The 14,141-nt window shown below is 62.1% G+C and carries 14 protein-coding genes; 12 read left to right on the top strand and 2 right to left on the bottom strand.

The genetic code is table 11. The annotated features are described in order from the left end of the window. Window positions 1-117: 117 nt before the first annotated feature. From AB4097_RS04410 to AB4097_RS04385, 6 genes are all read left to right on the top strand, one after another. Window positions 118-885 (top strand): TSUP family transporter, encoded by a 768-nt coding sequence (locus tag AB4097_RS04410; RefSeq protein ID WP_442037388.1) that lies wholly within the window; start codon window positions 118-120, stop codon window positions 883-885. A gap of 126 nt (window positions 886-1,011) precedes the next feature. Next, entirely contained in the window at window positions 1,012-1,443 is a 432-nt protein-coding gene (locus AB4097_RS04405; protein WP_442037387.1) for a hypothetical protein, read from the top strand. A 272-nt stretch (window positions 1,444-1,715) separates the two neighbouring features. Beyond that, window positions 1,716-3,125 carry a M10 family metallopeptidase C-terminal domain-containing protein gene (locus AB4097_RS04400; protein ID WP_442037386.1) on the top strand — a complete coding sequence of 470 codons (1,410 nt, stop codon included), beginning with the start codon at window positions 1,716-1,718 and terminating at the stop codon, window positions 3,123-3,125. A 170-nt stretch (window positions 3,126-3,295) separates the two neighbouring features. Continuing rightward, window positions 3,296-5,005 carry an ArnT family glycosyltransferase gene (locus AB4097_RS04395; protein WP_442037385.1) on the top strand — a complete coding sequence of 570 codons (1,710 nt, stop codon included), beginning with the start codon at window positions 3,296-3,298 and terminating at the stop codon, window positions 5,003-5,005. 47 nt (window positions 5,006-5,052) lie between these two features. Beyond that, entirely contained in the window at window positions 5,053-5,787 is a 735-nt protein-coding gene (locus tag AB4097_RS04390) for a glycosyltransferase family 2 protein (RefSeq protein ID WP_442037384.1), read from the top strand. Further along, entirely contained in the window at window positions 5,787-6,152 is a 366-nt protein-coding gene (locus AB4097_RS04385; RefSeq protein ID WP_442037383.1) for a lipid-A-disaccharide synthase N-terminal domain-containing protein, read from the top strand. Before AB4097_RS04390 ends, AB4097_RS04385 begins: the two co-directional genes overlap by 1 nt. A gap of 20 nt (window positions 6,153-6,172) precedes the next feature. Here the strand turns inward: AB4097_RS04385 and metC are convergent, their stop codons facing one another. Continuing rightward, window positions 6,173-7,369 carry a cystathionine beta-lyase gene (gene metC, locus AB4097_RS04380; protein WP_442037382.1) on the bottom strand — a complete coding sequence of 399 codons (1,197 nt, stop codon included), beginning with the start codon at window positions 7,367-7,369 and terminating at the stop codon, window positions 6,173-6,175. A gap of 230 nt (window positions 7,370-7,599) precedes the next feature. Here metC and AB4097_RS04375 point away from each other — a divergent pair, with 230 nt between their 5' ends. The 4 genes from AB4097_RS04375 (at window position 7,600) to AB4097_RS04360 (ending at window position 12,090) form a co-directional block, all read left to right on the top strand. Next, window positions 7,600-8,619 (top strand): amino acid ABC transporter substrate-binding protein, encoded by a 1,020-nt coding sequence (locus tag AB4097_RS04375; RefSeq protein ID WP_442037381.1) that lies wholly within the window; start codon window positions 7,600-7,602, stop codon window positions 8,617-8,619. Between the two features lie 136 nt (window positions 8,620-8,755). Next, window positions 8,756-9,967 carry an amino acid ABC transporter permease gene (locus AB4097_RS04370; RefSeq protein WP_442037380.1) on the top strand — a complete coding sequence of 404 codons (1,212 nt, stop codon included), beginning with the start codon at window positions 8,756-8,758 and terminating at the stop codon, window positions 9,965-9,967. 8 nt (window positions 9,968-9,975) lie between these two features. After that, entirely contained in the window at window positions 9,976-11,295 is a 1,320-nt protein-coding gene (locus AB4097_RS04365; protein ID WP_442037379.1) for an ABC transporter permease subunit, read from the top strand. Window positions 11,296-11,373: 78 nt separating this feature from the next. Continuing rightward, window positions 11,374-12,090 (top strand): amino acid ABC transporter ATP-binding protein, encoded by a 717-nt coding sequence (locus AB4097_RS04360; RefSeq protein WP_442037510.1) that lies wholly within the window; start codon window positions 11,374-11,376, stop codon window positions 12,088-12,090. A gap of 193 nt (window positions 12,091-12,283) precedes the next feature. On the opposite strand, the gene AB4097_RS04355 is transcribed toward AB4097_RS04360, so the two are convergent. Then, window positions 12,284-12,694 carry a DUF4345 domain-containing protein gene (locus AB4097_RS04355; protein WP_442037509.1) on the bottom strand — a complete coding sequence of 137 codons (411 nt, stop codon included), beginning with the start codon at window positions 12,692-12,694 and terminating at the stop codon, window positions 12,284-12,286. A gap of 104 nt (window positions 12,695-12,798) precedes the next feature. Here AB4097_RS04355 and AB4097_RS04350 point away from each other — a divergent pair, with 104 nt between their 5' ends. Continuing rightward, window positions 12,799-13,440, top strand: a complete 642-nt coding sequence (locus AB4097_RS04350) for a glutathione S-transferase family protein (RefSeq protein ID WP_442037378.1) — start codon at window positions 12,799-12,801, stop codon at window positions 13,438-13,440. Then, complete coding sequence (locus tag AB4097_RS04345) at window positions 13,437-13,898, top strand: GNAT family N-acetyltransferase (RefSeq protein ID WP_442037377.1); 462 nt, start codon at window positions 13,437-13,439, stop codon at window positions 13,896-13,898. The genes AB4097_RS04350 and AB4097_RS04345 overlap by 4 nt, the downstream gene beginning before the upstream one ends. The last annotated feature ends 243 nt before the right edge of the window (window positions 13,899-14,141 follow it).

Raw genomic sequence — 14,141 nt, 5'->3', positions numbered from 1 at the left:
GCGCGTAGCATACCTTTGCAGAGCCCTGTCGCTCTCCGGCGGCGGCTCCCGGCTATCGGCGGCTTGAAACCGTTCGAGGCCAGAAGGGACGGCTGACTGCCCGAAGGAATTTGAGGCATGTCGCTTGTCGAGCTGATCGGGTTTCTGGCGCTGACCGGAATTGCCGCCTACATCCAGACCCTGACCGGCTTCGCCTTCGGCCTGATCACCATGGGGGGCGTTGGTCTCACGGGGCTCCTGTCCCTTCCCGATGCGGCGATGCTCGTGAGCGTGCTCACCTTCGTGAATGCCGTTCAGATGCTTCACAAGGGGTGGCGCGACGTGGCGTGGCGGGAGTTTCGCGTCGTCATGCTGACCAGCATCCCCATGCTCTTCGTCGGGTACTGGCTGCTGGAATGGCTCGCCGGAACGCGGGCCGACGTCCTGCGTCTCATCCTCGGCTTCGTGATCATCGTCTCCAGCCTGCAGCTCGCCCGAAAGCCCGAGCCGCTCCCCAGGCGATCCAGCGACGGTTCGTTCATGTTCTTCGGCAGCATTGCAGGTCTGATGGGCGGGCTCTTCTCGACCGCGGGGCCGCCGCTCGTCTATCATTTCTACCGGCAGCCCATGCCCCAAGTGACGGTGCGGGAAACCCTGGTGACGGTCTTCGCGCTCAACGCGGTGTTCCGGAACGGTCTCGTGTTCTTTTCCGGCAACCTCCCGTCAGCCTCGACCCTGACGGGGCTTTTCGCCATACCGGTCGTCATGGGAGCGACCTATGCCGCGCGCCGCTGGCCCCCGCCGCTTTCTCCCGCCACGATGCGTTGGATCGTGCTTGGTCTGCTCTTTCTGTCCGGCGTGTCTCTGGGAATGCCTGCCGTCATGCATCTGCTGATGGCTCCCTGACCACGCTGGAATGCACAAAATATCAGCGATCGCGAATGGTCCGTTCCTCGAACTTTTCCATAGGCTTCAGGTTGAGCTTGTAGCTGGTGGGTGCTCGAAAACCGCTCTTCTGCCAAGGAGGGGAGCATGGAACACAGGCCTCTGTCCGAACTCAGTAGCGTCGCCGACCTGAAGATTCCTGAGAAAGTCAATGCGCCGGTCCTGTCGAAGCGCGAACGCCTGGACCGCTGGGTCGAACTCCTGGAGCGGGAGCCGGACCGTATCCTCAGAACACTGGACGAAATCGAGTGGAAGCCCAAAGCCCAGCGTCTCGCCCTTCGGGCCGAGGGCTCGGCCCTGACGGTGGCCTATTCCGATCCGGTCCTCCGCCATGCGGGATTGCAAAGCGACACGTTCGGAGATGCGGTGGATTTCTTCCAGATCTCCGAGCACGATGCCCACATCGTCCTGTGCTCCTGCCATGGCGGCGAAGCCATGCGCGCTGACGAGGCGGCGCGCCGGGTGCGCGGAATCCGGTCCCCTAGTCTCTGGGCGCTGTATTTCGGCTGGTTTCGATAGTTTCGGCAGAACCCTGCCGATCGGGCAGCCTTGGTGGGTCGATCCATGGGAGGGATAATTCACCGAGGCGGCCAATTCTAACGGCTCGCGACAAGTAAAGAGGGGCGCGATTGCATCCTCATGCAATGATGCATTTTAAATGACATGCCGTTTCATAGCGGAGTGATACTCAGTTCGGGGATATACGTAAATGAATACACGGTTACTCCTTGCTGATTATTCGTGAGATGTGCGTGGTGCGATAACTGCTACTCAATTCAGGGGGAATTGAGATGGCAGCAACGGCTCCCGTGGACAGAACTTACGATCAGAATATCGACGGCATTCTGTCCGGAGAGCGCTGGGACAGCCCCAATCTGACCTATAGCTTTCCGTCCATGGCCTCCGTCTATGGAGACCGATACGGTGTCGGGGAGGACCTGAACAATTTCCAGCCATTAACTCCCCTTCAGAGGGAAACCGTCCGCAAAGTCTTCGCGATGATCTCGGACGTGACTAACCTGAGCTTCGTCGAAATCCGGGATACATCGAGCCAGAGAGCCGATCTGCGGTTCGCAAGATCCGATGAGCCAAGCACGGCTTGGACCTACCTTCCGACGAAGGCCCCGGAGGCTGGCGACACCTGGTTCCGGACGAGCGGCGGGTGGTTCGATCAGCCGATTCCAGGAAACTATTCGTATTACGTTTTTATCCATGAGATCCTTCATCAAATCGGCCTGAAGCATGGCAATGAGGCAATCGGCTTCGGAGCCATGGCGCCGGATCGGGATTCCATGGAATATTCGCTGACGACCTATCGGTCCTATGTCGGGGCGAGCGGCCGCTATGTGGAGAACGAGGGGTGGAGCTTCGGGCAGAGCCTGATGATCTACGACATCGCCGCATTGCAGCGGATATACGGGGCGAATTACTCCACCCGCAGCGAGGACACGATCTATCGCTGGAGCCCGACCACCGGCGAGACCTTCATCAACGGAGTGGGGCAAGGGGCTCCGGGAGCCAACCGGATCTTCATGACCCTCTGGGATGGAGGGGGCAACGATACCTTCGATTTTTCGAACTACAGGACCGGTCTGAGGGTGGACCTGCGGCCCGGCGAGTGGTCGACGACCTCGCCCGCGCAGCTCGCCGATCTCGGCGCCGGCAGGTCGGCGCGTGGCACGATCGCCAACGCGCTCCTGCATGATGGGGACACCAGGTCGCTCATCGAGAATGCCGTGGGCGGGACCGGCAGCGACGTGCTCGTCGGTAATGTAGCGGCGAACCTGCTGAAGGGAGGGGCGGGGGCAGACCGCCTCAGCGGCCTCGATGGAGCCGACACGCTCCATAGCGGAACCGGCAGGGATGTGCTCTCCGGAGGAGCGGGAAAGGATGTCTTCGTCTTCGACACGAAACCCAGGAAAGCCGTCAACCTGGACCATATCGTGGATTTTTCGGTGCCGGACGACACCATTTATCTAGAGAATGCAGCATTCTCGCACCTCGGCCGGGCCGGCAAGCTTCCATCTGCGGCATTCTGGACCGGCTCCAGGGCCCACGACCCGTCCGACCGGATCATCTACGACAAGAAAACCGGCGCACTCTATTACGACCCTGACGGGACCAGAGACGGCGGCCAGATCAAATTCGCCCAGCTGGACAAAGGGCTGAAGATGGCCGCTGGCGACTTCCGGATCATCTAAGGGAGCGCCTAGGCACCGGTCATCCCGCCTCTCGGATGCTCCGGGAGCGCCGCTACCTTCCGTCAATTTGACTTCCCGCCGGGTTTAGAGGACATCACGCGGTTTGATGAACCTGTGCCTGAGGGGAAATCCCTGTCGGCACGAAGGATTGCCCGCCCCCGGAGTGATTGATGGACGGTTCTGTCCCCAAGCAGCGGATGTCTCTGCGCCACCTCTCCGTTTCCCAGCTGACGAGCGTCGTCGAGCGGAGCCATGCCCGGCTCTGCGCCGTTCTCGTCCTGCTGTCGCTCGCCTGCTTCCTGCCTGGCTTTACCACTCTGCAGCCCATGGACAGGGATGAGCCGCGGTATGCCCAGGCCTCCAAGCAGATGCTGGAGACCGGCGATTTCGTCGACATCCGCTTCCAAGACGAGGCAAGAAACAAGAAGCCGGTCGGCATCTATTGGATGCAGAGCGCCACCGTTTTCATCGGGCAGGCGCTGGGCGTACCGGAAGCGCGGACGACCATCGCTCTCTACCGGCTTCCCTCCCTGTTCGGTGCCATCGCCACGGTTCTGCTGACCTATTGGGCAGCCCTGGCCTTCTTCGGGAGGCGAGGGGCGTTTCTGACCGCAGCGCTCATGGCGACCTGCGTCATCCTGATGGTCGAGGCGCGTCTGGCCAAGACGGATGCCATGCTGACGGCCTGCTCCGTAGCCGCCATGGGCGGGCTGGCAAGGGCCTATCTGAGCCGTGGGGCAGGGACCCTGCCGAGACGTGCCTTATGGCTCTTCTGGACCGGATTCGCCTTAGGGATCCTGATCAAGGGCCCGCTGGTCATCATGTTCGCAGGTCTTGCCGCTGCCGTGCTGTCCTACAAGGAGCGGTCGGGCCGCTGGCTCATGACCTTGAAGCCTTGGCAAGGGCTGGCGTTCACGCTCGCCGTGGTCCTGCCCTGGTTCATCGCCATCGCCATCAACACCGGGGGCGCCTTCTACGCGGAAGCCATCGGGCACGACATGCTGGGCAAGGTCGGTACGGCCCAGAAGGTCCATTGGGCCCCACCCGGCTTCTACCTGGTCGCATTCTTTGCCACGTTCTGGCCCGGAGCCATTCTGGCGGCCATCGCGGTGCCTTTCGCCTGGACCCACCGCCGTGAAGAGCCGGTGGCTTTCGCCCTCGCCTGGATCGTCCCGTCCTGGATCGTGTTCGAGGCGGTTCCGACCAAGCTCCCGCATTACACGCTGCCGCTTCTGCCGGCCGTTGCAATCATCACGGTCATGGCCATCGCGCGTCATTTCGTCGGGCCGCACCGGCCCGCCGCCAAGTTCGCGACCCTGCTCATCCCGTTCATCCCGGTGGGGCTGACGATCGGCCTGTCCGCGACCGGATGGACGTTTGACGGAATGATTCCTTACCGGGCACTTCCGTTCCTCGTCGTTTCCTCGCTTCTCGCGATCTGGGCCTGGTGGCTCTTCGTGAAAGACCGCATGGTTCCGACCCTCTGGGCGAGCTTCGTGTCGGCCGTCTTCCTCGCCCTGGGCGTTTTCGGCTTCGCCCAGCTCGATCTCCGCTCCCTCAAGGTTTCGGGCCGGCTCGCCGAGGCGGCCCACAATGTGCCGTGTGCGGAACCGCAAGTCGGAACCCTTGGCTATCGCGAGCCAAGCCTCGTCTTCCTGACTGGCACGAACCTTGAGATGATCGATTCGGGAGCAGAGGCCTCGGCTTTCCTGACGCAAGGGGGGTGCCGTGTCGTGTTCGTGGAAAAGCGGTACGAGGGGGAGTTCCGAACCGAGAATGAGCGCCTGAAACAGCAGCCCACACTCTCGACCCGGATCCAGGGATTCAATATCAACAGCGGGCGGCGGGTCGATATCGCCGTCTATGGGACGGGCTTCTAAAACGCCGTCCCGTTCTCGAAGAGGCGGCCAGGAATGGCCCGTAAAGAATGACTGAACTTTCCCCGGCCCCCCGCATCAGCGTCGTGGTGCCTGTCAAGAACGAGGCGCTCAACATCCTCCCCCTGGTCGAGGAGATCGAGCGTGCCTGCGTGCCGCTCGCGCCCTTCGAGGTGGTCTATGTGGACGACGGTTCCACGGATACGACCGTGGAGCAGGCTCTGAACGCCCGCACGACACGACCGTGGCTGCGCCTCGTCCGTCATGAGGCGAGCTGCGGCCAAAGCGCGGCCGTTCGCACCGGTGTTCACGCCGCTCGCGGCCCCATCGTGGTCACACTCGACGGGGACGGGCAGAACGATCCGGCTTTCATTCCCCGCCTCGTGGCGGCTCTCGACGATCCGAAGGTCGCCCTCGTGGCCGGGCAGCGGGTGGGGCGCAAGGACGGCGCCTACAAGAAATGGCAGTCCCGGATCGCCAACGGGGTTCGCGGAAGGATCCTGAAGGACGGGACGCGGGATACGGGCTGCGGACTCAAGGCGTTCCGGCGGGATGTCTATCTGCGACTGCCTTATTTCGATGCCCTGCACCGCTTCATGCCGGCCCTGGTCAAGCGTGAGGGCTTCCAGATCGCCCATGTGGACGTGGTCGACCGCCCCCGGCATGCGGGCCGGTCCAATTATGGCATGTTCGACCGTCTATGGGTCGGCATCCTTGATTTAGCCGGAGTCTGGTGGTTGATCCGCCGCAGGCGCCGCGTTCCCGCCGCTCAGGAAATCATCTAATGCTGGTGCGTCTTTCCCACGATCTGGGGCTTTTCTTCTACGATGTGGTCGTCGCCCGCTTCGACCTCTGGGCGGCCTTCGGCGTTCTGGCCCAGTTCGTCTTCGGCGCGCGCTTCCTCGTGCAGTGGGTCGCCAGCGAGAAGGCGGAAAGGAGCGTTATCCCTGTCGGGTTCTGGATCCTGTCGATCGTGGGTGGCTTGATGACAATGGTCTATGGCCTTGCCCGGCGCGACATCGTCATCATCCTCCCCCAGGTCTTCTCGATCTTTATCTACGTCCGCAACATGATGCTGATCGCGAAGCACAAAAAGAAGGCCCAGGGTCAGGGCGTCTCCGGCTCTGAGGTCGAAGCTTCGGCAGGGTAGCCGCCGAAGCCCTGCTCGCTTCAGGCCGCCTTCGCATCCGTCTCGCGGAGCCGCGCGAAGCCGGCATCGAGATCCCGCTTCAGATCCTCCAGATCCTCCAGCCCGATATGGAAACGGAGTGCGTGGCCGCCCGGCTTCCATTGGGTCGCCGTACGGTACGTGGCGCAGTTGAAGGGAATCACGAGGCTTTCGAACCCGCCCCAGGAATAGCCCATGCCGAAGAGGGAAAGCCCGTCGAGCATGGCGGCGAGCGCCTGGTCCGAGCAGGGCTTGAGGATGACCGAGAACAGGCCGGACGAGCCCTTGAAGTCGCGCTTCCAGATCTCGTGACCGGGATAGGTTTCCAGGGCCGGGTGCAGCACCCGCGCGACCTCGGGCCGTGCTTCGAGCCATCGGGCCATTTCAAGAGCCTGCTTTTCGTGCTCCCGTAGGCGCAGGGCCATGGTCCGCAGGCCTCTCAGGCCGAGGAAGACGTCTTCCGGTCCAGGGCACATCGCGAAGGAATCATAGGTTTCCCGCAGACACTTGAAGCAACGCTCATTGGCCGAGACCAGGCCGAGGAGCAGGTCCGATCCTCCGCTCAGGTATTTCGTGCCGGCCTCGATGGCCATGTCCACGCCGCGCTCATGGGGCGGGAAGAGCAGAGGCGTCGCCCAGGTATTGTCCATGAGGACCACCGCCCCATGCCGGTGCGCCACCTCGGCGATGGCGGGGATGTCCTGCATCTCGAGCGACTGTGAGCCGGGAGCCTCCGTGAACACGGCCGTGGTGTTCGGGCGGATCAAAGCCTCGATCCCGGCGCCGATCTGCGGGTCGTAATAGGTGGTTTCCACACCAAAATTTTTGAGGACCCCGTTACAGAACTGCCGTGTCGGAAGGTAGACCGAATCCGTCATCAGAAGATGATCGCCCGCCTTCAGGCATGACATAAGGGCAACCGTGACGGCGGCGAGGCCCGAAGGGGTGAGCACGGTACCGGCCGCACCCGCCAGTTCCGTCCACGCCGTTTCCAGGGAGTTCGTGGTCGGAGTCCCTTTCGTTCCATAGGAATAGCGCCCGCGCCGGTGCAACAGATCGTCCGTCGTCGGATAGAGGACGGTCGAGCCGCGATAGATGGGCGTATTCACGAAACCGTGCTGCTCGAACGGCTCCCGGCCGGCATGGACGAGGCGGGTGCGTTCGGAGATGTTTTGGGGCTTTGGGGGGAGTTTTGACATTGCTTCAAGGGCTTGCTGAGGAGACCTGGATCAGAGACCGGGCAGCCTCTGCCGTCAAGTCAGGCAAGAAATGCCTTTCATCAAGACTTGACCAGTGATTAATCATGGAATGTGATGGATCTCGATGCCGTCTCAGCCGAGGCGGCGCGGAACGGTCTATCCGGGCGCGGCTGGGGGGTAATAACCAAAAACGGCCGAGCCATGTCGAACTATTGGGAGAAGATACCAACATGAAAAAGGCTCTCGTATCGATTGCCTTCGGCCTGACGGCCAGCCTGCTCGCAACGGGCGCTTCGGCACAGGCGACACTCAACAGCGTGAAGCAGAAGGGCTTCCTGACCTGCGGCTCGAACACGGGCCTCGCCGGTTTCGGCCAGCCGGACGCTCAGGGCAACTGGACGGGCCTCGACGTCGACCTCTGCCGCGCCATCGCCGCGGCCATCTTCGACGATCCGACCAAGGTTCGCTTCATTCCGCTCGCCGCCAAGGACCGCTTCACGGCGCTCCAGTCCGGCGAAGTGGACGTGCTGTCCCGTAACTCGACCGCGACCATGTCGCGCGACACGCAGCTCGGCCTCGACTTCCCGGCCATCAACTACTACGACGGCCAGGGCTTCATGGTCCGCAAGAAGCTCGGCGTCTCCTCCGCCAAGGAGCTGAACGGCGCTTCGATCTGCACCCAGCAGGGCACCACGACCGAGCTGAACCTCGCCGACTACTTCCGTGCCAACAACATGAAGTACGAAGTGGTGGCTTTCGCGACCTCGGACGAAACGTTCAAGGCCTATGACGCCGGCCGCTGCGATGCGTTCACCACGGACGCCTCCGGCCTTTATGCCGAGCGCCTGCGCGCTTCGGCTCCGGACGATCATATCGTTCTGCCCGAGATCATCTCCAAGGAGCCGCTTGGCCCGGCAGTCCGCCACGGCGACAATCAGTGGGGCGATATCGTCCGCTGGACGCACATGGCCATGCTGAACGCCGAAGAGCTCGGCGTGACCAAGGCCAATGTCGAGCAGATGAAGAACTCCGACAACCCGGAGATCAAGCGCCTCCTCGGCACCGAAGGCAAGTTCGGCGAGGCCACTGGCCTGACCAACGACTGGGCCGTGCGCATCATCAAGCAGGTGGGCAATTACGGCGAGGTTTTCGAGAAGAACGTCGGTGAAGGCTCCAGGCTGAAGATCAAGCGCGGCCAGAACGCCCAGTGGACCAAGGGCGGCCTGCAATACGGCATCCCGGTTCGCTAAGCCGGTTCAAGACCAGGACGCCCGGAATATCCGGGCGTCCTTCTATCATAGAACAACAAAAAGCCGCCCGTTCATGACAGCATTGGCCGCGTGAACAGGGAAGGACGGCAGGTATAAAATAATAAGCCGTCAGAGGATGAACTCAGTGCAGACCGTTGTCAGTCAGACATCGCCCCCCTCGAAATCGTTCCTGTACGATCCGAAGGTCCGTGGAATTTTCTACCAGGTCGTTGTGGTTGCAGCGATCGTATTCCTGTTCTACGTGGCCGCGAGCAACGCCATCGAGAACCTGCAGCGCGCCAAGATCGCCTCAGGCTTCGGGTTCCTCAACAACACTGCCGGCTTCGACATCAGCCAGACGCTGATCCAGTTCAGCGCCGCCGGCAGCACCTACGGCGACGCCTTCATCGTCGGCCTTCTCAATACGCTGATCGTCTCCGCCATCGGCATCTTCTTCACGACCATCCTGGGCTTCCTGATCGGCATTGCCCGCCTGTCCAAGAACTGGATGGTTGCCAAGGTCGCGATGGTCTATGTCGAGACCCTGCGTAACATCCCGCTGCTGGTGCAGCTGCTGTTCTGGTATATTGCCGTTCTCGGCACCCTGCCGCAGCCGCGCAATTCCCTTGAGATGGGAGCCGGGTTCTATCTGAACTCCCGCGGCCTCTTCATGGCTAGGCCTGTGTGGGCCGGCAATATCTCGGTTCTCCTCGCCGCTCTCGTGGTCGGTCTCGTCGGCACGTTCATCTATCGCCGCTGGGCCAGGAAGCAGCAGGAGCAGACCGGGCGGCAGTACCCCGTCGGAAAGGTCACGCTGGCTCTGGTCCTCGGCCTGCCGATCCTGACGTGGATCGTTCTCGCCCTCATTGGCGCGAATCCGATCACCTTCGAGCTGCCGCGAAAGGGAACCTTCAACCTGACCGGCGGCATGCAGATTCTGCCGGAATTCGTGGCGCTGCTCCTTGGACTCGTGACCTACACGGCGGCCTTCATCGCAGAGGTCGTGCGCGCCGGCATCCTCGCCGTATCGAAAGGGCAGACAGAGGCTGCGGGCTCGCTCGGGCTTACGCCCGGACAGACGCTGCGCCTGGTCGTGATCCCTCAGGCCATGCGCGTCATCATCCCGCCGCTGACCAGCCAATACCTCAACCTGACGAAGAACTCCTCCCTGGCCGTGGCCATCGGCTATCCCGACCTGGTGCAGGTCTTCATGGGAACCGTGCTCAACCAGACGGGCCAAGCCATCGAGGTCGTCGTCATCACCATGGGCGTCTATCTGACGATTAGCCTCGTGACGTCGTTCATTATGAATATCTACAATCGCCGCGTGGCGATCGTCGAACGGTAGGAGATCGCATGAGCACCGCCGTCGATATGCCCCGTTTCGTCCGCGCCAAGCAGGTGGAGGCTCTGCCCCCGCCCAATCTGGCCCGCGGCCCCGTCGCCTGGATTCGGGAGAACCTGTTTTCCGGCCCCTTCAACACCGTGCTGACGCTGGTGGTGTTCTACCTCCTGTATGTCACCATCCCGCCGCTGGTGCGCTTCCTCTTCATCGATGCGGTCTGGACCGGCACCGATCGGGCCGCCTGCCGGGCCGATTCCGGCGGCAGTGAGACCGGAGCCTGCTGGGCCTTCATCTGGGACAAGATCAACTACTTCATCTATGGCTCCTACACGATTTCCGAGCGCTGGCGCGTCGACGTCTTCTTCGCTCTCCTGGCCATCGGCGTCGGCTGGCTGCTGTGGCTCAGGGCGCCGCGCCGGGACTTGGGAGCTGTTTATTTCTTCTGGATCTTCCCGGTCGTCTCCTACGTTCTCCTGACCGGCGGCAATGCCGATTTCGGTGTTCGTTTCTGGATCAGCTTCGCGATCTTCGGGGCGCTGGTGATTGCCCTCTTCGCCTTCTTCGCCGCCCTGTTGAAGACGTCCATGCGTCCGGCTCTCATCATGAGCGGTGGCATCGTGGCGGTGATCGGCATCACCTTGGCCCTCGTCGACATCGATTTCGGCCTCGCCCATGTGCCAACCTCCCTGTGGGGTGGCATCCTCGTGACGCTGCTGGTGGCGACCGTGGGCATTGTGGTGTCGCTGCCCTTCGGCATCGTGCTGGCCCTCGGGCGGCGCTCCAGGCTTCCCATCATCCGGATGGCCTCGGTGATCTTCATCGAGTTCGTGCGCGGTGTGCCGCTGATCACAGTGCTGATCATGGCCAACACCATGCTGCCGCTCTTCCTTCCCGGCGACATCACGGTCGACCGTCTCCTGCGGCCCCTCATCGGCACGGCGCTCTTCGCTTCGGCCTATATGGCCGAGGTGGTGCGCGGCGGTCTCCAGGCCATGCCGAAGGGCCAGTATGAAGGTGCGATGTCCTTGGGCTTGAATTATCCGCAGATGATGAGCTTCATCATCCTGCCGCAGGCGCTGCGGATCGTCATTCCGGGCATCGTGAACACCTTCATCGGGCTGTTTAAGGACACCTCGCTCGTGGCCATCGTCGGCATCTTCGACCTCGTGAAGACCATTGAAGCCTCCCGCATCGATCCGAACTGGGCGGCTCCCACCATCGGCATCACGGGCTATGCCTTTGCGGCTTTGTTCTACTTCATCTTCTGCTTTGGAATGTCCCGGTATTCGCTCGGAGTCGAGCGGCGCCTTGCGGCTGGTCAGAAACGGTAAACACTCATGGCTACGACAATGTCATCCCAAACCGCCCGTTCCGTCGATATCGATCCCAAGGCCGAGTCCGCCGTCCAGATGATCGACGTGCACAAATGGTACGGAGAGTTCCATGTCCTTCGTGACATCAACCTGAACGTGCGCCGTGGTGAGCGCATCGTGATCTGCGGGCCCTCCGGCTCCGGCAAGTCCACGATGATCCGCTGCATCAACCGCCTGGAGGAGCACCAGAAGGGCCGCATTATCGTCGATGGCACGGAGCTGACCAACGATCTCAAGCGCATCGATGAGGTGCGCCGCGATGTCGGCATGGTGTTCCAGCACTTCAACCTGTTCCCGCATCTGACGATCCTCGAGAACTGCACGCTGGCTCCGATCTGGGTGAAGAAAATGCCCAAGAAGGAGGCGGAAGAGGTCGCGATGCATTACCTGAAGCGGGTTAAGATTCCCGAGCAGGCGAACAAGTATCCGGGCCAGCTGTCCGGCGGTCAGCAGCAGCGTGTGGCGATCGCCCGTTCGCTCTGCATGAGCCCCAAGATCATGCTGTTCGATGAGCCGACCTCGGCGCTCGACCCGGAAATGGTGAAGGAAGTGCTCGACACCATGGTGGGCCTCGCCGACGAGGGGATGACCATGCTCTGCGTGACCCATGAAATGGGCTTCGCCCGCCAGGTCGCCGACCGGGTGATCTTCATGGATTACGGGCAGATCGTGGAAATGAACACGCCCGACGAGTTCTTCAAGAACCCGCAGCACGAGCGCACGAAGCTCTTCCTGTCTCAGATTCTCCACTGAGGCGAATGGCAAGGATTGCAAGAGGCTCCGGCAATGTCCGGGGCCTTTTCGTTGGGGCCGATACGGGGCATCAAAGCGAAAAATGGGGTGGTCGATGCGATTCCGTCCGATACCCCACTCATTGAAGAGCACATCGTCGCGCGCGGCCTTCTGGGTCCGCCCGCTGCACTAGGATTGCTCAGGCCCTTGTCGCTCAAACCTCCGCGACGCCGTATTCCTCTGCATACCGATTGGCCACCCGCGTCTGCCACAGGCACAGCACCGGCGCGATGACGAGTTCGACGATCAGTCCGCCGACCATGAAGAGGGAGGGTAGGCCGGTCAGCCCGAGGCCGATCAGGCGGCCAACGCCTCCGATGACGACCAGCAGGGTCAGAAGCCGGAAGCGGCCCGTCCTGATTTCGATGGAGGGCAGGGTGCTCCAGAAGCAGAGACCTATGCCGAGGAGCAGGCCGGACAGGAACCGGAAATGGCTCTCGGCCGAGATGCTCACCGCATCGCCCGTAAGCGCCTGCCCGAACAGGACGCCGTAAAGCCCTGCGGTGACCGGGATGGTGGCGACGACGGCCACGCTCTGCTGCAACAGTTTCCGTTCGCGTTCCATCCTGGCCATGACATCCCCCTTGGCTTGAGATTCTGCTCCTTCCCGAGCACGAGACAATCGATTACGGTCGCGAGCCACAGAATTTTCTGATGTGGGGATGCATCATGCCGACGCGGTTCGAATTGCACGGGTTCGCCTTCTCAGGCCCCACCTACAAGGTCGCTCTTGCCCTGTCGCTCCTGGAGGAGCCCTTCGATTACGTGCATGTGAACCTGATGGGCGGCGAGCACAAGCAGCCTCCACACCTGTCCAGGCAGCGCTATGGTCAGGTTCCCTTGCTGATCGACCGCAACAATGGCCGAAGGCTGTGTCAGTCGGCGGCGATTCTGGAATATCTCGCCGACATGACGGGCCGGTTCGGCGGCGCCAATCTCGACGAGCGCCTGCAGGTGCGCGAATGGCTCTATTGGGATTTCGATCGCCTCGCCGGACCATTGTACAAGGCCCGCGTGATCAAGATCGGCTTCCGTCAGGCTCCTCCCGAAGTGTTGGAAGATTGCCTTGCCGCTGCCAAGAACGCCTTGAATGTTCTGGACAACCACCTTGCAGGCCGCACGTGGCTCGTAGGCGAGGGGGTGAGCATTGCCGATATCGACATCTACGGGGTCGTGACTTTTTCCAGCGAGGCGGGAATCGATCTCGCCGCCTATCCCCAGGTGAGCGCATGGACCGATCGCATCGAAGCTTTGCCCGGTTTCAAGTCCCGGCAGGAACTGCTTCCGATGGAATCCCGGGCAGCGGCATGAGCGCCTTGTCGATCCGCGAAGCCCAGTCCGGCGATCTCGAAGCAATCATCCGCCTCCACGAGGAGGACGAACTCGGCTCGCACGGCGATGTCTGGTCGGCCGAGACGCGGCCGGCCTATGAGGCCGCTTTCATGGCCATCCAGAAGAGCCCCGATAACAGGCTTTTCGTGGCACTCGATGGTGATGAGGTCGTCGGCACGTTCCAGCTCACCTTCATTCCCAATCTCACCGGGCGCGGCGCAACCCGCGTAAAGGTGGAGAGCGTGAAGGTGAAGGCGACGCGTCGCTCGGTCGGCATCGGGGCCCAGATGATCGCCTTCGCCGAAGACCATGCCCGCACTCATGGGGCGGCCGCGATGGAGCTGACCTCAAACAAGACCCGCAAGGATGCGCACCGGTTCTATGAGCGGCTGGGATTCTCCCGGAGCCATGAGGGCTTCAAGAAGAAACTGATTTGAGCCTACCCACCATATTCCCATTGAAGACAGATGTCCGATGAAAGCGGGCAGGGGGCTCTATGGCGATCTCGCCAGGATTGGCGCGAGGGCGGTTGACAAACGGTTTGGGAACCGACATATCCGCCGTCCCGCCGGGCGTGTGGTTCGGGCGGGCTTCATGCTCTTGACGCGGCCGGCGCGGCCGGGATCCTTGGGATCCTGCCGATGGGCCGGTTTGTGATCGTGGTCTTCCGGGGTCCGGGG

This window comes from Microvirga sp. 2MCAF35 (genome assembly GCF_052115545.1).
GTDB lineage: Bacteria > Pseudomonadota > Alphaproteobacteria > Rhizobiales > Beijerinckiaceae > Microvirga.
Note: the sequence above shows the minus strand (reverse complement) of the source record. Positions and strands in the feature narration are given on the sequence as shown.

Coding starts and splice junctions, on each gene's coding strand:
- AB4097_RS04410 (WP_442037388.1), top strand. CDS start 118: ATGTCGCTTGTCGAGCTGATCGGGTTTCTGGCGCTGACCGGAATTGCC.
- AB4097_RS04405 (WP_442037387.1), top strand. CDS start 1,012: ATGGAACACAGGCCTCTGTCCGAACTCAGTAGCGTCGCCGACCTGAAG.
- AB4097_RS04400 (WP_442037386.1), top strand. CDS start 1,716: ATGGCAGCAACGGCTCCCGTGGACAGAACTTACGATCAGAATATCGAC.
- AB4097_RS04395 (WP_442037385.1), top strand. CDS start 3,296: ATGGACGGTTCTGTCCCCAAGCAGCGGATGTCTCTGCGCCACCTCTCC.
- AB4097_RS04390 (WP_442037384.1), top strand. CDS start 5,053: ATGACTGAACTTTCCCCGGCCCCCCGCATCAGCGTCGTGGTGCCTGTC.
- AB4097_RS04385 (WP_442037383.1), top strand. CDS start 5,787: ATGCTGGTGCGTCTTTCCCACGATCTGGGGCTTTTCTTCTACGATGTG.
- metC (WP_442037382.1), bottom strand. CDS start 7,369: ATGTCAAAACTCCCCCCAAAGCCCCAAAACATCTCCGAACGCACCCGC.
- AB4097_RS04375 (WP_442037381.1), top strand. CDS start 7,600: ATGAAAAAGGCTCTCGTATCGATTGCCTTCGGCCTGACGGCCAGCCTG.
- AB4097_RS04370 (WP_442037380.1), top strand. CDS start 8,756: ATGAACTCAGTGCAGACCGTTGTCAGTCAGACATCGCCCCCCTCGAAA.
- AB4097_RS04365 (WP_442037379.1), top strand. CDS start 9,976: ATGAGCACCGCCGTCGATATGCCCCGTTTCGTCCGCGCCAAGCAGGTG.
- AB4097_RS04360 (WP_442037510.1), top strand. CDS start 11,374: ATGATCGACGTGCACAAATGGTACGGAGAGTTCCATGTCCTTCGTGAC.
- AB4097_RS04355 (WP_442037509.1), bottom strand. CDS start 12,694: ATGGAACGCGAACGGAAACTGTTGCAGCAGAGCGTGGCCGTCGTCGCC.
- AB4097_RS04350 (WP_442037378.1), top strand. CDS start 12,799: ATGCCGACGCGGTTCGAATTGCACGGGTTCGCCTTCTCAGGCCCCACC.
- AB4097_RS04345 (WP_442037377.1), top strand. CDS start 13,437: ATGAGCGCCTTGTCGATCCGCGAAGCCCAGTCCGGCGATCTCGAAGCA.